At 50.5% G+C, this 18,108-nt stretch carries 17 protein-coding genes and 1 other RNA gene; 12 read left to right on the top strand and 6 right to left on the bottom strand.

The window, feature by feature from the left end; all coding sequences use genetic code 11:
* Nucleotides 1-21 precede the first annotated feature (21 nt).
* Genes nrdR through ribBA form a run of 3 tightly spaced genes read left to right on the top strand, consistent with a single transcriptional unit; the run spans nucleotide 22 to nucleotide 2,755 of the window.
* On the top strand, nucleotides 22-471 hold the full coding sequence (gene nrdR, locus HXZ99_RS00210) for a transcriptional regulator NrdR (RefSeq protein WP_143234805.1): 450 nt from the start codon (nucleotides 22-24) through the stop codon (nucleotides 469-471).
* A complete protein-coding gene (ribD, locus tag HXZ99_RS00215; protein WP_228517473.1) occupies nucleotides 461-1,639 on the top strand; it encodes a bifunctional diaminohydroxyphosphoribosylaminopyrimidine deaminase/5-amino-6-(5-phosphoribosylamino)uracil reductase RibD in 1,179 nt (392 codons plus the stop codon). The genes nrdR and ribD overlap by 11 nt, the downstream gene beginning before the upstream one ends.
* On the top strand, nucleotides 1,640-2,755 hold the full coding sequence (gene ribBA, locus HXZ99_RS00220) for a bifunctional 3,4-dihydroxy-2-butanone-4-phosphate synthase/GTP cyclohydrolase II (RefSeq protein ID WP_194755279.1): 1,116 nt from the start codon (nucleotides 1,640-1,642) through the stop codon (nucleotides 2,753-2,755). It begins immediately after the preceding gene.
* Between the two features lie 44 nt (nucleotides 2,756-2,799).
* On the opposite strand, the gene HXZ99_RS00225 is transcribed toward ribBA, so the two are convergent.
* The 4 genes from HXZ99_RS00225 to HXZ99_RS00240 form a co-directional block, all read right to left on the bottom strand.
* Entirely contained in the window at nucleotides 2,800-3,690 is an 891-nt protein-coding gene (locus tag HXZ99_RS00225) for a ketopantoate reductase family protein (protein WP_194755280.1), read from the bottom strand.
* A gap of 93 nt (nucleotides 3,691-3,783) precedes the next feature.
* Entirely contained in the window at nucleotides 3,784-5,424 is a 1,641-nt protein-coding gene (locus HXZ99_RS00230) for an AmpG family muropeptide MFS transporter (protein ID WP_407928483.1), read from the bottom strand.
* Between the two features lie 3 nt (nucleotides 5,425-5,427).
* On the bottom strand, nucleotides 5,428-6,015 hold the full coding sequence (locus tag HXZ99_RS00235) for a peptidylprolyl isomerase (protein WP_194756023.1): 588 nt from the start codon (nucleotides 6,013-6,015) through the stop codon (nucleotides 5,428-5,430).
* 86 nt (nucleotides 6,016-6,101) lie between these two features.
* The gene (locus tag HXZ99_RS00240; protein WP_194755281.1) at nucleotides 6,102-6,683 is read right to left on the bottom strand and encodes a YajG family lipoprotein; all 582 of its coding nucleotides are present in this window, start codon (nucleotides 6,681-6,683) and stop codon (nucleotides 6,102-6,104) included.
* Between the two features lie 114 nt (nucleotides 6,684-6,797).
* On the opposite strand from HXZ99_RS00240, the gene HXZ99_RS00245 reads away from it, so the two are divergent.
* A complete protein-coding gene (locus HXZ99_RS00245) occupies nucleotides 6,798-7,883 on the top strand; it encodes a ketoacyl-ACP synthase III (protein ID WP_228517474.1) in 1,086 nt (361 codons plus the stop codon).
* Nucleotides 7,884-8,148: 265 nt separating this feature from the next.
* Here the strand turns inward: HXZ99_RS00245 and HXZ99_RS00250 are convergent, their stop codons facing one another.
* Both HXZ99_RS00250 and ffs read right to left on the bottom strand, forming a co-directional pair.
* The gene (locus tag HXZ99_RS00250) at nucleotides 8,149-8,895 is read right to left on the bottom strand and encodes an enoyl-CoA hydratase-related protein (protein ID WP_194755283.1); all 747 of its coding nucleotides are present in this window, start codon (nucleotides 8,893-8,895) and stop codon (nucleotides 8,149-8,151) included.
* Nucleotides 8,896-9,111: 216 nt separating this feature from the next.
* An RNA gene (gene ffs, locus HXZ99_RS00255) (signal recognition particle sRNA small type) lies at nucleotides 9,112-9,208 on the bottom strand.
* Nucleotides 9,209-9,403: 195 nt separating this feature from the next.
* Between ffs and HXZ99_RS00260 the strand changes: the two genes are divergently transcribed.
* From HXZ99_RS00260 to HXZ99_RS00295, 8 genes are all read left to right on the top strand, one after another.
* Nucleotides 9,404-10,492, top strand: a complete 1,089-nt coding sequence (locus HXZ99_RS00260; protein WP_194755284.1) for a tryptophan 2,3-dioxygenase family protein — start codon at nucleotides 9,404-9,406, stop codon at nucleotides 10,490-10,492.
* A gap of 74 nt (nucleotides 10,493-10,566) precedes the next feature.
* Nucleotides 10,567-10,845, top strand: coding sequence for a primosomal replication protein PriC (priC, locus tag HXZ99_RS00265; protein WP_194755285.1), 279 nt, complete (start codon nucleotides 10,567-10,569; stop codon nucleotides 10,843-10,845).
* A 541-nt stretch (nucleotides 10,846-11,386) separates the two neighbouring features.
* Nucleotides 11,387-14,083 (top strand): TonB-dependent receptor plug domain-containing protein, encoded by a 2,697-nt coding sequence (locus HXZ99_RS00270; RefSeq protein WP_194755286.1) that lies wholly within the window; start codon nucleotides 11,387-11,389, stop codon nucleotides 14,081-14,083.
* Between the two features lie 319 nt (nucleotides 14,084-14,402).
* Nucleotides 14,403-15,191, top strand: coding sequence for a DUF3450 domain-containing protein (locus HXZ99_RS00275; RefSeq protein ID WP_194755287.1), 789 nt, complete (start codon nucleotides 14,403-14,405; stop codon nucleotides 15,189-15,191).
* Nucleotides 15,188-16,555 carry a MotA/TolQ/ExbB proton channel family protein gene (locus HXZ99_RS00280; RefSeq protein ID WP_194755288.1) on the top strand — a complete coding sequence of 456 codons (1,368 nt, stop codon included), beginning with the start codon at nucleotides 15,188-15,190 and terminating at the stop codon, nucleotides 16,553-16,555. Before HXZ99_RS00275 ends, HXZ99_RS00280 begins: the two co-directional genes overlap by 4 nt.
* Before the next feature lie 3 nt (nucleotides 16,556-16,558).
* Nucleotides 16,559-17,086, top strand: coding sequence for a MotA/TolQ/ExbB proton channel family protein (locus HXZ99_RS00285; RefSeq protein ID WP_194755289.1), 528 nt, complete (start codon nucleotides 16,559-16,561; stop codon nucleotides 17,084-17,086).
* A 12-nt stretch (nucleotides 17,087-17,098) separates the two neighbouring features.
* The gene (locus tag HXZ99_RS00290; RefSeq protein WP_143234778.1) at nucleotides 17,099-17,500 is read left to right on the top strand and encodes an ExbD/TolR family protein; all 402 of its coding nucleotides are present in this window, start codon (nucleotides 17,099-17,101) and stop codon (nucleotides 17,498-17,500) included.
* A 1-nt stretch (nucleotide 17,501) separates the two neighbouring features.
* On the top strand, nucleotides 17,502-18,107 hold the full coding sequence (locus HXZ99_RS00295; protein WP_194755290.1) for an energy transducer TonB: 606 nt from the start codon (nucleotides 17,502-17,504) through the stop codon (nucleotides 18,105-18,107).
* The last annotated feature ends 1 nt before the right edge of the window (nucleotide 18,108 follow it).

The raw sequence follows: 18,108 nt of genomic DNA on the forward strand, positions 1-18,108 counted from the left end.
ACTCGGTAATTAAGGGCGTGTATGCATTGTCCATTTTGTGACGAACAAGATACTAAGGTTATTGATTCGCGGTTGGTGGCGGACGGCATGTCTGTGCGCCGCCGGCGCGAGTGTAATGCATGCAAAGAGCGTTTTACCACCTTTGAAAGTGCCGAGTTGGTCATGCCTCGGGTGATTAAAAGCAATGGCGCTCGTGAGCCATTTAACGAAGACAAGTTGCGCGCTGGGTTGCTCCGTTCTTTGGAAAAGCGTCCGGTAAGTTTGGAAGCGATGGAGAAAACCATCAACCGCATTAAGTCTAAGCTGCGTGCCACGGGCGAGCGGGAAATTTCCAGTAAGCTTATTGGCGCTTTAGTGATGGAACAGCTCAAGCAGCTTGATAAAGTCGCTTATATTCGATTCGCCTCGGTGTATCGGTCGTTTGAGGATATTCGGGACTTTGGCGAGGAGATCGCCCGTCTTGACGATTAACCCCCACTTTTCAGCTGCCGACTATTTCTACATGCGCCGTGCGCTGGTTTTGGCCAGCTACGGTCGCTTTACCACCCATCCCAATCCCAATGTTGGCTGCGTCATTGTGCATCCTGAGCGCGTTCAAGACGAACGCTGGCCGGACGCAATCGTGGGCGAAGGCTACCACGCCCGGGCGGGGGAGCCACATGCGGAAGTGTATGCGTTAAAAGCTGCGGCGGATCAAGCAAGCGGTGCCACCGTGTACGTTACCCTCGAACCCTGCAGCCATCATGGACGCACGCCGCCCTGTGCGGATGCCCTAATTGCCGCTGGCGTATCCCGGGTTGTGGTGGCTATGACGGATCCTTTCCCTGAGGTTTCAGGGCGCGGTATCGCACGCCTGCGCGAGGCGGGCATTACCGTTGATGTAGGCTTGTGTGGCGATGAAGCCTACACGCTCAATCGTGGTTTTTTCACTCGCATTGCTCGCAATCGCCCCTTTGTGGTGGTGAAGCTTGCGGCCAGTATGGATGGTAAGATTGCCTTGGCGAATGGCGAGAGCCAGTGGATTACTAGCCCAGCGGCGCGCGCGGATGTGCAGCTGGGTCGGGCTCAGGCGGGCGCGATTCTCACTGGTGCGCGCACAGTGCTGAAAGATAACCCACAACTGAATGTGCGCGTTGACCAGTTCCCCGACGATCATAGTTATGGTGATATGCCGGTGCGGCAACCCCTGCGCATTGTGCTTGATGCGCGCGCCGAAGTACCGCGTGATGCACGTATCCTTAATGATGGTGAACCGGTTTGCTTGGTGCGATTGCAGCCCTCGGGGCAGAAACTGCCTGCGCATGTGGAGGAATGGGTGGTCCAAAGCGATAGCCAAGGGCGTATTGATTTGCCGCTATTACTCGCCCAGATTGGCGAGCGCAACATTCATACCCTGTGGGTAGAAAGCGGCGCCCGTTTGGCGGGCAGCCTGATGCAGGCGCATCTGGTGGATGAACTAATTTTATACCAAGCGCCCAAATTTTTAGGGCCGGATGGATTGAGCTTGGTGGAACTCCCAGAATTCACGCGCATGGACGACGTGCTAAGCTGGGATCTAGTTGAGGCGACCCGTGTGGGTCCCGATGTGAAACTAATTTTACGGCAGCCCGATGCTGCCCAAGCTAACGAGGAATCGTAAATGTCGACCTTAAACACCACTGCCGAGATTATTGCGGATATTAAAGCCGGCAAGATGGTTATTCTGATGGACGATGAAGACCGTGAGAATGAGGGCGACCTCATTATGGCGGCAGAGTGTGTAACGCCGGAAGCGATTAATTTTATGGCGCGCTTTGGGCGCGGCTTGATTTGCTTAACCCTTACCGAAGATCGCTGCCAACAGCTGCGTTTACCGTTAATGGTGGGACAGAATAATTCACCTTATGCGACTAATTTCACGGTGTCGATTGAAGCAGCAGAAGGGGTGACCACGGGTATTTCGGCGGCAGATCGGGCGCGCACGGTGCGTGCAGCTGTCGCTAAAGACGCCAAACCCACAGATTTAGTGATGCCGGGGCACATTTTTCCACTCAAGGCGCGCCAAGGTGGCGTGTTAAACCGTGCTGGGCATACGGAAGCAGGCTGCGACTTAGCGCGCTTGGCCGGATACGAGCCTGCCTCAGTAATTGTCGAGATTCTGAATGAAGACGGCACCATGGCGCGGCGTCCGGATTTAGAGAAATTTGCCGCAGAGCACGGTATTAAAATTGGCACTATTGCTGATTTAATCGAGTACCGTTCGCTCACCGAACACACGGTAGAGCGTGTGGGCCAATGCAAACTGCCTACCGCCTACGGTGAATTTGATTTGGTGACGTATCAAGATACGGTAGACGGCCAGGTGCATTTTGCGCTGGTAAGTGGCGAGATTGACGGCTCAACACCGACCAACGTGCGGGTTCATCTGCAAGATACCTTTAATGATTTATTGGCGACGGAGCGGGCTAGCCGTCGCAGTTGGCCGCTGTATCGGGCTATGCGAAGAATAGCTGAAGAAGGCGGTGTGTTTGTGTTGCTCGGTCGGCAGCAAACACCGCGGGATTTAATTAATCAGGTACGTTTTTTTGAGCAGGAAGACAAAGGGGAAGTGCATGTAAGCGCGACCCAGAGCAACGAATCACGCAATGTGGGTGTAGGCTCGCAGATTTTGGCGGATTTAGGTGTGCATCAAATGCGCTTGCTCAGCTCACCGAAGAAATACTCGGCGCTTTCTGGGTTTGGTTTGGAAGTTGTCGATTTTATCGAAGACAAATAAGCGGTTCGATGGAACAACCCGCCCCGAGTGTAGGGCGGGTTTTTTTATAGGTTTTTATCGGCTTGTTCTAAATCGCTAATGGCTTGCCACAGGCGACAGTTTTCACGTGTCGCCACATTCAAGCGCTCACCCTCACGGCATACAAATCCATTCAAATAATCAATTTCTGTGCGTCGTTGGGCACTTATATCTTGCAGCATGCTGCAGCGATTTCCGGCCGTATGCCGGATGACATCGCGAACTTGCGTCAGCAGCTCATCGGCGTCTAACGCTGGGTTAAGATTAGCAATTTCTTCGCAGATGGCGCGTAACTGCGGTGCGTAGATGTCATCGCGAAGAACGCCGTTGACCGCATCGGCGAGGGTCGCCAACGGATTAATGGCGCAGTTAATGGCTAGCTTTTGCCAGCGTTTGTGTGCGATATCGTGCTGCCAATGCAGCGGTGGAAGCGCTTTCTCTAGTTCCTCGAGCCAAGGCGGCGGGGTACCCGACGCGTGGCGCGGACCAATCCAGCTCTGTCCAGTTCCCGCGTGGTAACTGTGCGTACGTTGCTGCCGCCAAGCCCCGTGCGTGGTCACTAAATCGAACACAGTTCCTGGCGCTTGCGCTTGCAAAATATCGTCTGCAGCGCCCATGCCATTGTGGCTGACAATCAAAGGGGTATTCACTGGAAGTTGCAGCGTTTCGAGCAAGGGGGCTAGTTGCCATGCCTTAACCATCACCAACCAAATGGCGCCTTCAGGGGCATCGCTTGCGCTGTTAATCACGGGAAACTCACCCGTTATTTTCTCGGCATCAAAAGTGCGCGATAGAGTTAATCCAGCGTGATCTTCTAGATGACGCGAGTAGATAGTTACAGTTGCCCCTGCGCGCTGCAAACCCAGCGCCCATAACGAGCCTAACGCTCCCGAACCAACCACCACCCACGTTGCCATTTCACACCTCATTTCCGACTCTTCTCATAGTACGCCAGCCCCCCAACCAACGCAAAACCAAAACAGAGTTCCACCCCAGGGGCGCAACTCTGTTTAGCGGGAGCGGGCGTGGTTTTCGTCTTCGAGGCGCTGGATGGGTTTGCGGATGCTCCATAGGAACAGGAGGCTGGGGATGACCATCAAGGTGGTGAGGAAGAAGAAAAGGGCCCAATTGCCGTCGAGCCAATCGACGACAACGCCGCTGTAGGAGGCAAGTACGGTGCGTCCTAGGGTGCCAACGGACGCCATTAAGGCATATTGGGTGGCGGTAAAGGCTCGGTTACAGAGCAGACTGATCAGGGCAACGAAGGCAACGGTAGACCATGCTGAAGTAAAGCCGTCGCTGACCACGGCGGCAATAAATAGCGCTTTGTTCGGGCCGACAATGGCTAACGCCGAGAACAATAGGTTACTCAGTGCCATGGCAGAGCCGCCGATAAACAAGCCTTTAAGAATACCAAAACGCATATTCACGTAGCTGCCAATCAGGGCAAAGGCGATGGTAACCCACCAGTTCATCAATTTTGAATACAGGCCAATATCGGTATTGGTGAAGCCAACCTCTTGGTAGAACACAATCGACATGCGCCCCAAGAACGCTTCGCCAATTTTAAATAGCAGGACGAACAGCAGCACCGATAGTGCAAAGCGCGGGCCACTGCGGCGGAAGAACTCAGCTAACGGCTCGATAAGGGTAACGATGATCCAAGCGGCAATGCGATGTTTACGCTGAACCGGGAGCAGTTCCGCGGCGCTGGCTTTTTCTGATTCGCGCTGCAGTCGAACCAGTGCCATGACTAACCCAGTTAAAAACGCCAAAACAATACCGAACCACAAAAACCAAATGGTTTTAGGCAACGTGAGGGCGGTAACTTCGGTGACCCACGCGCTAAAGTGACTGACTTGTCCGGTGATGGCCAAACTAATCGCGATTAACATGGCGAAGGCAAAGCTTGTCATGGCCAAGGTTTTACCGGGGCTGCGTGCGGCGGCTTGTTGATAGTGAAGTTCAGATTCCTGTTGTTGCACGTTGCGCTGGGTTTTTGGCTCCCGCGCAAGCCAGACGCCGAGAGTTAAGCAAGCCATCATAGCGGCGAGCACCATGTATACATGTGGCCAATCCCACCCAGGGAAATCGGATAGCAAAAAGGGCACGGCACCGAGGCCGGCAAATCCGGTCCACCACCCAGCGGTGGCCATGGCAGCCCCAGCGCTTTGCACATGGGCTTCATGTTCGCCTATAGAATCAATACGATAGGCGTCGATGCCGATATCTTGGGTGGAAGAAAATACAGCGATGGCCAAGGCTAAAATGGCAGCTAAATGTAACTGAGTTTGAAAATCAACCGAGGCGATGGCAATAGTGGTGCCGATGATGCCTATCTGACACAGCAAAATCCAACCGCGTCGGTGCCCTAGCCAAGCACTTAAAAAAGGTGCGCGCACCCGATCGACAATAGGTGACCAGAGGAAATTTACGGAGTACACGGCAAATACGGCGCCAAAATAGCCAATCATGGAGCGGGTAAAACCTAACTCATTGAGCCATGCATTTAATCCCGAGCCGATCATCACCCAGGGAAAGCCGCTGGCGATGCCAAATAGAAATATGGTGACAAGGCGACGTTGGCTGTAAAACTCGAAGATTTCTAGCCACCCTTTGGGCGCGCCTGCAGGAGCCGTGTACCGGGCCACGAATTACTGCTCGTCGGGCAGAAGTTCAACCCGTATCAATTCGACGGGCTCTACAGGCACATCGGGAAAACCGGTTTCTTCGTGGGTATGGGTTTCAACTGCGGCGATCTCGTAGATAAGTTCGGCATTTTCGATAACGCGACCAAATACCGCATAACCCCAGCGACGCGCGCTAGGGTTGAGGCTGTCGTTATCTTTGGCGTTAAAATAGAACTGACGGCGGGCGGAGTGGGGATCGTTTTGCCGAGCCATGGCGATGGTGCCAAACTCGTTGCGCAGGCCATTACCGGACTCATTAATAACGGTGGGACCGTCTGGCAGCGATTCCCAATCGGTGGTGTAGCCACCGCCCTGTACGACGAAATCGTCGATGACGCGATTAAATAAGGTGCCGTTGTAGCTTCCGCTCACCACGTGGCGCAGGAAGTGGTCGACGGTATATGGCGCTCGCCAACGATCAAGTTCAACCACCATATCACCCATGCTGGTGACAAAACGGACTTTCGGATACAAATTATCTTTTTGGATATCGGCATCGTCTGCATGAGCAGTGGCACCGATGCTAAGCCCCAAAGTAACAAGGGTTATCATGACAAAAGAAAAAACACGGGTCATGGATGTGTGCTCCTATCAAACTTAAAAAATGACTAAGCGGCAAGGCGCTAAGGTTTTCAACGCTATGGAGAACCGACTAATAAAAACTGCTGAAGTTCCGATTCTTTCATAAGTGCGCTCAGGGTGGCATTAATATTGCGATTAATGTCACGCTCAATGCGACCATAATCTAACCGCCGCACCGTTTGCGGGCCCATGGTTGTGGTCATTTCGCTGCGCACCACATTATTTCCTTGGGTGACAACGGCACTTAATACAACCTCATGTTGCAGCTCATATTCGTTGCCTCGGCGCACTGCGCGCACCAAGGCCTGTTCGATATAGATGTGTAAATGGGTGTCGGCTTGTCCGACGATCGGCAATGTTCGCTGCAATTCCTCACTGATCAGAGTAGCCACCGGTTGCGTTGACGTGGCAAACTCGGCATGGTCTAACGAATGTTCTATGCGCAAAATATGATTTTGTGTCCGTCGATCGCTCACGGTGAGCTGAATCGGCTGCGGTGTGGCAAGTACAACTGATGATTGAACGCTCAGTTGTAATGCAGGTGGCGTTGGTGCGGGCGCACTGGTGCAGGCACTTAAACAAAGCCCTGCGAACACACAAAAATAAACGCGTTTAATCGAATACAGCGTGGCTTTCACGGCGTGGTCCTTCCAAGAGTATTTTGGATATTGGCCAATAAGGTATACGATTATAAGGAATGAGTCATCCTCAGTGCAGTGGAACACTGAAAACGAATTGAAAAGGTAGTGGGAATGAAATTTGCAGAAATTACCGGTTGGGGTAAATGTGTACCGCCAGCAATTATGACCAACAATGATCTGGCGACCTTTATGGAAACCTCAGATGAGTGGATCCGTACCCGAACTGGAATTGAAGAGCGTCGTGTGAGTGCTGTCGGCACTTCGGCGATGGCGACAGTGGCTGCGCGTAATGCGCTGGCTGCGGCAGATGTTGACCCGGCTGAAATTGACCTCATCATTGTGGGCACCTGCACCCCGGATGAAATCATTCCCAATGTGGCCTCGAAAGTGCAACAAGATATCGGTGCCAAAAATGCCGCTGCGTTCGATTTAAACGCAGCCTGCAGCAGTTTCTTTTATGCCATGCACTTCGCTACCTCTACGATTCGCATGGGCATGCATAAGAAAGTGTTGATTATCGGCGCTGAACGTTTAACCCGCATCCTCGATTGGACAAAGCGTGAAAGCGCGGTGCTCTTTGGTGATGGCGCGGGTGCCATGGTGCTTGAATTAAGCGATAAGCCAGTGGGTTTGATCAGCTCTAAAATTTCCTGCGATGCGGATGCGCGCGATGTGCTCTCGCTTGATTTTGGGATGAGTTTTGACCGTTACAACTTTGATGGGGTAATGGATTTTAACTTTGAAGGTCAGGAGATTTTTAAACGTGCGGTAAAAGGAATGAGTGCTGCAGTTGACGGGGTGTTTCAAGAAACCGGCCTCAGCGTGAATGATATTGATGTACTCATTCCACACCAAGCGAATAAGCGCCTGATCGATTTTCTGGCCAAGATGTGCAAGGTGCCGGAAGAGAAAACCATGATTAATATTCAAAAATACGGCAACACATCGTCGGCGACACTACCCATTGCTTATTGCGAAGCCCTAGAAACGGGCATGGTGAAAGCGGGCGATAGCATTATTTCTGCGGTATTTGGCGGTGGCTTAACGTGCGGCGCTGGCCTCATTGTGTGGGGCGACCGTGTCACCCCAAAAGGCAACAACCAAATGGAACTAGAGCAGGGTGCTGACCAATCGGCTCTTGATTTGATTCTGCCGTTGTATGAAGGCTCCAAGAGAGCCTGGCAAGAACGGAGCTAACTTGTCAGAAGGCTCCGATAGCCGCGTTATAATCGCGGCTCAATCGGTCACATACCATCAAGGTATGCTCCCTCAATCGCCACCATTATGCCTTGCTCTCGAAGCTTCTGCCGGCGCTTTGAGTGAAGTGGTCAGAGGGAGCTAGCTTGTCAGAAGGCTCCGATAGCTGCGTTATAATCGCGGCTCAATCGGTCACATACCATCAAGGTATGCTCCCTCAATCGGTCACATACCACCAGAGTATGTGACCTCAACGTCTGGTTTTTTAACGCTTGGCTTTGGCCGCGATAATCTGCTGGGTTTCGTCGCTGGCGAGCACCACTAAGAAATCCTTAAGCTCCCGTTGAATGCGATCGTTAATGGCTTCCGGTTGAGCTTTGAGAAGCTTTTTCGATAAACGCAGAGACTGAATCGGTTTTTTAGCAAGCTCTGAGGCCACGTGTTCAACCGTGCTCAACAATTCACTTCCCGGAACCACCTGATTTACAATATTTAACTCATACGCTTTTTTCGCATCAAAAGGCGCGCCGAGTAATAGCAATTCGGCTGCTTTGGCGTGTCCGCAGAGTAACGGGATTAACTGGCTTGAACCTGCTTCAGGAACGAGTCCCATATCGACAAAGGGCATCACAAAGGTGGTGCCTTCGGCCGCGTAAATGAGATCGCAGTGCAACAGCAGGGTCGTGCCGATGCCAATGGCGGCACCTTGCACCGCAGCAACGACAGTGACATCGACCTGAGAGATGGTGCTTAAGAATTGAAATACTGGAGAGTCCGATTTCAGTTCGCCGTGACGCAAGAAATCACCCAGATCGTTGCCCGCGCAAAACAAATCACCTTCGCCACTAATCACAACGGCAGCGATATCATCGCGCTCATTGGCGTTACGCAGCGCATCGGTCATGACCTGATACATATCTTGGGTAAGCGCATTTTTCTTGGCAGGGCGATTTAGATGAATACGAATCACTTTATCCTGCTCGTAAACTGAAACAAATTCATGTTGTGACATATAACCATTCCTCAAATAGATGTGAGGGAACGATAACACTGGTCAGGCCAGAACGGCAAATAGCATAGACAAAGCAAAACAGAGTTCCGCCCCTGGGGCGTAATTGTTGAGGCATAATTGATGTGATTGAGGGAGCATACCTAAATGGTATGTGACCGATTGAGCAGCAATTATAACGCCGCAATAAAGGATTTCTGACAAGCCAGAAAGGGGTGACCCCACCAGCCACACCTCGGCACCCACTACCCCACCTACGGCTGCTCCCTTCCGGGCCTGACCGGGTTCGATGGTTCGTGTTGCGAGGGGACCAATGGGGCCACCGCGGCGAATTATCCCTGATGGCTTGATTGATTACAAGGGACCCAAGTTTGCCTGCTGTTTTTCTGAACAATGGAAACAAGCGTTGTTCCCGCGTGGGTTTTTCCGTAGCATAAACGTAAAGATGCCTTTTAAGGCACAGAAATGAACTCCCTCGTTGTTTCGTTAGCGTTGAAAAGAGATTGATTTTATGAAGAAAAATAAAGAGCCGGTGTATTACGGGGCGTATTTGGGCCTCGATAAACTATTGTCTGCTCAAAAGCCGGTGAGCCCTGAGTATGGGCCGGAAGCGCACGACGAAACTCTGTTTATTATTGTTCACCAAGCCTACGAGCTGTGGTTTAAACAAATTATTCATGAAATGCGCTCGATTTTACGGCTATTCCGCGCGGAACACTTACCTGACGAAGCTTTAATGACGGTCGTTCATCGTTTGCAGCGCATTGTGACCATCCAAGAGTTGCTGAATCATCAAATCGATGTGCTGGAAACCATGACTGCCCAGGACTTTCTTGAATTTAGAGATTATTTGGTTCCTGCCTCTGGGTTTCAGAGTATCCAGTTTAAAGAAATCGAGATTAGCCTAGGGGTAAAACGGGATAAACGTATCGCGTTTGATCAGGCGTCGTTTTACAACCGCATTAATGATAGCGACCGGGCGTATTTGGAATCGTTAGAAGAACAGCCCGATTTGTTTGAGCGGGTTGATGCGTGGTTGGCCCGTATGCCTTTTTTGGAAACGCAAGATTTCAGCTTCTGGAAGCATTATGAAAGGGCAATCGAGGAGCAAATTGAGCGGGACCGCGCCATTGTTGAATCGAATGGTTTGCTCAGCGATGAAGAGCGCGCCCAAGAGTTAGCGGAACTTGAGAATACCCGTGAGAATTTCGCGGCCTTGTTTGATCCCAAACGGTATCAGGTAATGCGTGACGAGGGCAGGGTGCGCTTGTCGCAGAAAGCCCTGCAAGCGGCGTTGTTTATTGAAATGTACCGAGAAGAACCGGCCTTTAACTTGCCCTATCAGGTACTCAACTCGCTGGTAGATTTAGATGAGAATTTAACCATTTGGCGCTATCGCCATGCCATGATGGTGCAACGCATGTTGGGATCGAAGATTGGTACCGGCGGCTCGTCTGGCCATGAGTACTTGAAGCGCACCACAGAAAAGAACCGTATCTTTGCCGATTTTATGAATTTGGCAACTTACTTGTTGCCGAAGGCCTCGCTGCCACCGTTACCAGACTCGGTGCGACAAAGTTTGCGCCGCCATACCGGGTAGCCAACGCACTGCGTTGGTTACAGCAATATCGAGACAGCCCAACGCACTGGGTTGGTTACAAAAGAAGAGACATTATGTTTGCCAGCATTAGCGAATCTACTGCCAAAACTGAAGCTGTATTTGAACGACTGCGTGAGCGGGCGCAACGACACCCACCTGAGCTCACCGAAGCATGGTTTGAACCCGGGTTGTTTAAAACCCGCAGTTCGCATGTGGACGATTACCTCAAAGAAGCTGAAGCCAATGCGTATAAACTGGCGCAAGTGCCCCCAGATGCACCTGTATTCGATTATATGAATCAAGTGGTGCAAGCCCAACTGACGGCCTTAGTACAAGCATTGTACCGAAACTAACCGCACGTCAGGTAAGGCGGCGGATCTCGCCGCACTGCAGAAAGTATGTGGTTCGCGCCGACAAAAGTTGTGTGATTGCACAGGATTACGCACTTTACCAACGCCTCTTTCGGGCAAAACTGGTCACATTTGTTTACATACGTTAACAATTTTTGCGGGTAAACCCTTGCATCCTGTATGCGGTTTGCTATATTCGGAGCGTCAGAGCAGGGAAGTCGGTGTCTGCAAGCGAGTTGAGAATACCTATCAAGGCTCACTAGTAAACATCGCAATCATGCAGTAAGTGGTTGAAAAAATAATAAAAACTGCTGTATTTCTGACATCCGCAGGGGAATTGAAACGGAACGTGGTCACTTTGTGAGGCCGCAATCCGGTGCACAAAATTGTGACAATTCGTACATTTAAGGTGTTGCCCCCCTGTTTTTTTTGCATTAGTATCGAAACGATTGGGATGTAAATTTGCGTCCCTACCAGAAGTACAAAGAAACCTTTGTGCGCAATAAACCTAAAAATCACAAAAAGTGATCCAGGGAGAAAATACATGTACACCAATAATAAACTGGCTAAGTCTATCCGCTTAGCACTAATGTTTGGTGCTGCTGCAACTGCAGTGACTGGCGCAGCCGTCGCTCAAGATGAGCAGCAAGAAGAAGAAGAGCGTGCAGAACGCGTTGAGCGGATCCAGGTTACTGGTTCGCGCATTCAGCGTACTGACATGGAAGGCGCATTGCCAGTTACTGTTATTGACCGTGAGTCAATCGAACTGTCTGGTGAGATTTCAGTAGCCGACCTACTTCGTAACACAACTTTCAACAGCGCTGGTTCATTCCGTCCGCAGTCAGGTTCTTCTGCGCAGGGCGTGTCAATGATCAACATGCGTGGTCTTGGCTCTAGCCGTACCTTGGTACTTGTTGACGGCCGTCGTTTAACGATGTCTCCTTCAACTGGTTCTTCACAGGATTTGAACTCAATTCCTATGGGTGCAGTTGAGCGGATCGAAATCCTGTCTGACGGTGCGTCAGCGGTATACGGTTCTGACGCTATCGGTGGTGTAATCAACGTAATTACTCGTCGCGATTTCAGCGGCGTAGAAGCAACGATTGGTGCTGCTGAAGTAAGCGTTCCACGTGAAGGCGGCGACCGTGAAAACGGTTCAGTTGTTTTCGGTTCTGCAAGCGATACTACACGCATCATCGGTGGTGTTTCTTGGAACAAACGTGAAATCATCTTCGAAAACGCGTTCCCTTGGGTACAGCCAGGTGCTTCTACCTATGGTAACAACTTCATCAACTTCGGTGATGGCCGTACTGCGGCAATCCCTGGCGGTTGTAATGATGCTAACTTCTTTGAATCAGCTGACGGCTCACGCTGTTTGTATAACTTCAACGCGACTAACGCGAACGAAGCTTCTACTTCTAACGAATCTTTATTCGTTAAAGCTGATCATCAGATCAACGATGACTGGTCTTTCTACTCAAATGCAAGCGTTGCGAAGACTTCGTCTTTCGGTCGCTATGCACCAGCCCCAGACATCAACCACCCAGTGTTCTATGATAATCTGTTAACTCCTACAGATTCATACAACAACCCAACGAACCCAGATTCATGGTTCTATGATCCAAACAACCCGAACGCGGTTGTATACAACCCAGACGTTGTTGGTCCATTAGCACCAGTTGCTATCTACCACCGCTTCGCAGCCATGGGTAACCGTGACTCTGACGTAGACAACGAAAACCTTGACTTCTTAGTTGGTTTCGAAGGTCGTGCATTCGGTCTTGATTTAGACTTCGGATGGCGTCGTGTTCGTAACAAAACTTACGAAATCGGTAATGGTTACTTAGCAGCACAAACTGCTTGGTCTAACGTAAACAACTTTAACCCAGGCTACTGTGATGACGGTTCATTCGATCCAGATTCATGCCGCTTCGGTTATGACATTCAGAACCCTTCTGATAACCCTCAGAACGTTCTTGACGCTGGTGTTGTAACTACTTCACGCATCTCTAGCTTCGACATCAATGAGTTCTACGGTTCTGCTGGCTTCGACGTAATGGAAATCGGCGGCGGTATGATTCAAGGTTTCGTTGGTCTTGAGCACCGTGAAGAAGTTTATGCTGACATCTATGACTCACAGTCTGCTGCAGGTCTAGTTGGTGGTTCATCAGGTTCTTCTGCTGGTGGTAGCCGTGACGTAACTGCTGCGTACTTCGAGTTCTTGTTACCAGTAACTTACGATCTAGAACTGTCTTTAGCAGGTCGTTTCGATGACTACTCTGACTACGGTTCAGATTTCTCACCAAAAGTAAGCTTCCGTTATCAGCCAATGGATAACTTGTTGATTCGTGGTTCTTACGGTCTGGGCTTCCGTGCTCCGACTCTAGACATCCTGACTCAGCAGCGTTCATTCTCAGCTGACAGCGTAAATGACCCGATCACGTGTCAGGCGTTTACTGGTGGTACTTCTGATGTATGTCAAATCAACGCGTTTGTTATCGCAAACCCTGAGCTAGAATCAGAAGATTCAACTCAGTACTCTTTCGGTGTTGCTTACCAGCCTACCGATTGGTTGAACTTCACAGTTGACTACTACAACATCAACATCGAAAACCGTATCCGTGCTATCAGCTCACAGCAGCTAATCAACTTGGCACGTGCCGGTGAAGCCTTACCTCCAGGTACAGAAGTAAACTTCGATGCACAAAACCGCATCGTTTCTGTAACTCGTGGTTTCGTTAACGAAGGTGATTTGGATACTTCAGGTATCGACATTAACTTGCGCACCAACTTCGACTTCGGTTCAGCTGGTCGCTTAGTTAACAACCTGTACATGTCACATATGCTTGACTACAGCCTAGATGGCGGCCGTAACTTGGTTCGCGACCCAGGTGTTCCACGTCAGCGTATCAACATCAACAACAGCTACATGTTCAGTGATTTCACGTTCGCGTGGAACATCAACATCATCGGTAACCAGTACAACACTGTTACTTCTGATGCGAGCAACCCTGATGGTGTAGTACGTGCAGGTCACATCGGTACTTGGACAACTCACGATTTACAAGCATCTTATGATGCACCGTGGGATGGCCGCTTCACCGTTGGTGTTCAGAACGCATTCGAGAAACTGCCTCAGTTCGGCACCTCGGCTGCAGCACGTGGTTCACGTGACTACAACTTCAACCTGTACAACGCGTTCGGTCGTATCACTTACGTTCGTTACACGCAACGCTTCTAAGCAACTCGCGTAAGCGAAACGCTTTAAAAGCAACAGGTAAGAAAGCAACCAGCCCCTCTTAGGGGCTGGTTTTTTTTTGTTGTACCGGATCTTGAACATCAGGGTCATCGGATGATCAAAAAAGCCCGGTTGACACGCTCCGCGACTTCGTGGGAGTATTCAGACAATGCTATTTTTAGAAAATAGCGTATATTTGGTGTAGAAAGTCTTTTTTCATCACTCACACAACTGGGTCCCGAGCATTACCAGGTGACGTACCTCTCTGCGTTCTAGCCTGCTAACCGCGAAGGATAAAGTTAAGTCAAATTGGTTGGGAACTATGACCACAGTAATCAAACGAAGCAAAATCGCTGCCGCCGTGGTAGGTGTGATGGCGCTGACGGGAACGACCGTTGCTCTTGCAAGCAATACGTCCCTGTCTCAGTTACAGTCGGAGCAGATGCAAACCAGTCGCGCTTCAGCTGCTTCTCAAGAGCGCATCGACTCTTTATTTGAACAAAGCCGTGAACTCCTTGGTGAGTACCGCTCGGTTGTTGCTCAGTACGAGTCTTTGAAGTTGTATAACGATCACGTGCAGCGTTTGGTCGATGACCAAAACGACTCACTTCAGTCGTTACAGCGTCAAATCGATGGCATCGAAGAGACACGTCAGGGTGTTGTACCTCTGATGTACAAAATGATTGATGCACTGGACGAGTTCGTTCAGCTGGATATTCCAATTCATCGCGAGCAGCGGGAACGTCGAGTTGAGCGTCTGCGTGAGATTATGACGCGCTCTAACGTCACTGACTCTGAGAAATTCCGTCAGATCGTTGAAGCCTATCAAATCGAGATGGACTACGGTGTGGGCTTGATTGCATATCAAGGAAACCTAACCTTCGGTGGTCAAGACATCGCGGTCGATTATTTCCACATGGGTCGTGTTGCATTCATGGCACAATCGTTGGATATGCGTAATGCATGGTTGTGGGATAACGACAATCGTGAGTGGATGCGCGTTGATGATTCATTCTTGAGCCCTCTCACACAGGCTATTCGTATGTCACGTCGTCAAACTGCGTATGACGTGGTGCGTCTGCCAATCTTTGCCGCGGAGACTGCAGAATGAAACAAGTATTAAAGACAATTATGGTAGCGGCAGCAGGATTAAGCCTTGCAGCCACAGCTGCTTTCTCTGTGTCAGCACAGGAAGCAAAATCACTAGACGAGCTCTTGCAACAGGTTCAACAGCAGCGTGCAGCGTCACAACGCATTGACCAAGAGCGTGAGCGTCGTTTTATGGACGACCGTGCAGACAAGCAAGCTCTACTACGTCAGGCGCAACAAGACCTGCGTAACGAAGAGCGTCGCAGTCAGCGTCTTCAAGAGCAATATGCACAAAATGAAATCGATATCGGTAATAAAGAAACCGAGCTCGACAACATGGTGGGAACCTTGGGTGAAATCTTCGGTGTAATCCGTGGTGCAGCCTCAGATACCATTGGTCGTATCTCAACTTCTATCGTAAGTGCGCAATTCCCAGACCGTCACTTAGTATTGGAAAGCTTGGCACAAGCACGTGAGCTTCCAAACATCGACGAACTGGAAGAGTTGTGGTTAGCACTTCTTACTGAAATGACTGAATCAGGCAAAGTAGCTCGCTATCAAGGCGAAGTGACCCTGCTTGACGGTGGTTCAGAAGTTCGTGACATCATTCGTATCGGTGCATTCAACCTGATTTCTGACGGTGAATACCTCCTGTACAACGATGCAACGCAACAAGTACAGCCTCTTGGCCGTCAGCCAGCAGGCCACGTTCTGCGTGCAGCACGTAACTTTGAAAACACCACCGACGGTTACGCCGGCGTGTTTGTTGACCCTTCACGTGGTGCAATCTTGAGCTTGTTAACCCAGAAAGCAACATTGTCTGAGCGTTATCACCAAGGTCAAACCGTTGGTTATGCAATCACTGTTGTTCTTATCCTCGGTTTCATCATTGCCATCTACAAGCTTGTGACTCTCACAGCAGTAGGCGGTGCGATTCGCCGTCAGTTGAAGAACACAGATTCACCTTCTTCAAACAACCCACTGGGTCGTATCTTGAAGGTGTACCATGAAAATCCAAATACCGACGCTGAGAACCTTGAACTCAAGCTCGATGAAGCGATTCTACGTGAAACGCCGCGCATCGAAGCGGGTGTAAACATTATCAAGATTCTTGCTGCAATCGCGCCGTTGATGGGTCTGTTAGGTACGGTAGTAGGTATGATTGGTACCTTCCAATCAATCACACTATTCGGTACCGGTGATCCACGTATCATGGCCGGTGACATCTCGATGGCTCTCGTAACGACCGCTATGGGTCTAATCGCAGCATTGCCACTTATCGTGATTCACTCGATTGTTGCGTCGAAGAGCAAGTCTATTCTCCACGTGTTGGACGAACAGGCTGCAGGTATTGTCGCTTCTCACGCTGAGAAGAAGGGAGCGTAAGCCATGCAATTTTACCTGATGGGACTTTGGGAAACTGTCAGGGATTTTATTGGCACAGGTGGTGACGTTTTATACCTGGTGTTCATTGCGCTATTGATCATGTGGATTGTAATGATTGAGCGCGCCTGGTTCCTCTTTGGTGTGTTTCCTCGCGAGAAGAAACGCATCATCGAGGCCTGGAAGGCCCGGCAAGACACCACCTCCTGGTACGCACATAGAATCCGTGAAGCATGGATTTCCGAAGCGTCCGAAAAACTTACAGCGCGGATGCTGGTGCTGAAAACTATGATCGCCATTTGTCCATTGATCGGACTTTTGGGAACGGTCACAGGGATGATCGCCGTATTTGAAATTATGGCGGTTCAAGGTACCGGTAACCCTCGTCTCATGGCGGGTGGTATATCCATGGCTACGATTCCGACTATGGCGGGAATGGTGGCAGCGTTGTCCGGGATGTTCTTTGCGCAACGTCTTGATGGTCGCATCAAGGCAGCAAAAGAGCATTTAATCGACAACATGCCACATCATTAAGAGAGAAGAATTATGGCACGTAAACGTCTACGCGAAGATGAAGAGGCAACATTAGACATGACTCCGATGCTCGACATCGTGTTCATCATGTTGATCTTCTTTATCGTAACGACATCGTTCGTGAAAGAGGCAGGTATCGATGTAAATCGTCCTGAAGCTTCACAGGCGACGCAAAAACCTTCGGCCAACATCTTTATCGCGATCCGTGAAAACGGTGAAGTGTGGATGGACCGCCGTCAGGTCGATATTGAGCGGGTTGCAGCTAACCTGGAACGTCTCTTGGCAGAACAACCTACCGATATGGTGGTTATTCAGGCTGACGAAGGCGCCCGTCACGGCATTGTAGTGCGAGTGATGGACCAGATTAAAGAAGCTGGTATTGCCCAAATTTCGATAGCAGCGGAGAACGATTAATATGGTGCGCATCTTAGTATCTATTTTACTAGGCGCCGCTGTTACCTTCCTGCTGTTTGTCTTTATGGCATATCTAATCAGTGGTGGAGAGAAGCGGGCAGAACCGTCTGAGCCTCCAACACGGATTGATATTGTTGGAGCTCCACCGGAGCAGGATGTGGATACGCGTCGTCGGACGCCTCCACCGCCACCAGAGCCGCCAGAGCCACCACCGGAAAGTCCTCAGACTGAACCGGATGCCTCTGACGATACCGTGTCTTTTAGCATGGATCTGGGTGGTGTAGACCTGGGCTCAGCGAACACCGGACTTGACGGTCCGGGTGCGCTAAGTCGTGATGGTGACGCACAACCGATTGTACGGGTTGAGCCTCGCTATCCACCAGCGGCAGCACGAGACGGCATTGAAGGATGGGTACGACTGCGCTTTACGATTGACGAAACGGGTGGTGTGACTGACATCGAAATTATTGATGCACAGCCACGTCGGATCTTTGACCAGGAAGCTCGCCGAGCATTGGCGCGCTGGCGTTATGCGCCGAAAGTGGTTGATGGTCGTCCGCAGCGTCAAGAAGGGCTTACTGTTCAACTCGACTTTACTATGGACTAAC

Origin of the sequence: Aliidiomarina indica, assembly GCF_015354615.1 — a bacterium.
GTDB lineage: Bacteria > Pseudomonadota > Gammaproteobacteria > Enterobacterales > Alteromonadaceae > Aliidiomarina > Aliidiomarina indica.

Excerpts from the sequence above, each read along its gene's own strand:
- HXZ99_RS00225 (WP_194755280.1), bottom strand. The coding sequence starts at position 3,690 with ATGGCAACGTGGGTGGTGGTTGGTTCGGGAGCGTTAGGCTCGTTATGG.
- HXZ99_RS00295 (WP_194755290.1), top strand. The coding sequence starts at position 17,502 with ATGGTGCGCATCTTAGTATCTATTTTACTAGGCGCCGCTGTTACCTTC.
- HXZ99_RS00245 (WP_228517474.1), top strand. The coding sequence starts at position 6,798 with ATGAAATTTGCAGAAATTACCGGTTGGGGTAAATGTGTACCGCCAGCA.
- HXZ99_RS00275 (WP_194755287.1), top strand. The coding sequence starts at position 14,403 with ATGACCACAGTAATCAAACGAAGCAAAATCGCTGCCGCCGTGGTAGGT.
- HXZ99_RS00285 (WP_194755289.1), top strand. The coding sequence starts at position 16,559 with ATGCAATTTTACCTGATGGGACTTTGGGAAACTGTCAGGGATTTTATT.
- HXZ99_RS00235 (WP_194756023.1), bottom strand. The coding sequence starts at position 6,015 with ATGATAACCCTTGTTACTTTGGGGCTTAGCATCGGTGCCACTGCTCAT.
- HXZ99_RS00280 (WP_194755288.1), top strand. The coding sequence starts at position 15,188 with ATGAAACAAGTATTAAAGACAATTATGGTAGCGGCAGCAGGATTAAGC.
- priC (WP_194755285.1), top strand. The coding sequence starts at position 10,567 with ATGTTTGCCAGCATTAGCGAATCTACTGCCAAAACTGAAGCTGTATTT.
- HXZ99_RS00250 (WP_194755283.1), bottom strand. The coding sequence starts at position 8,895 with ATGTCACAACATGAATTTGTTTCAGTTTACGAGCAGGATAAAGTGATT.
- ribBA (WP_194755279.1), top strand. The coding sequence starts at position 1,640 with ATGTCGACCTTAAACACCACTGCCGAGATTATTGCGGATATTAAAGCC.
- HXZ99_RS00260 (WP_194755284.1), top strand. The coding sequence starts at position 9,404 with ATGAAGAAAAATAAAGAGCCGGTGTATTACGGGGCGTATTTGGGCCTC.
- HXZ99_RS00270 (WP_194755286.1), top strand. The coding sequence starts at position 11,387 with ATGTACACCAATAATAAACTGGCTAAGTCTATCCGCTTAGCACTAATG.
- nrdR (WP_143234805.1), top strand. The coding sequence starts at position 22 with ATGCATTGTCCATTTTGTGACGAACAAGATACTAAGGTTATTGATTCG.
- HXZ99_RS00290 (WP_143234778.1), top strand. The coding sequence starts at position 17,099 with ATGGCACGTAAACGTCTACGCGAAGATGAAGAGGCAACATTAGACATG.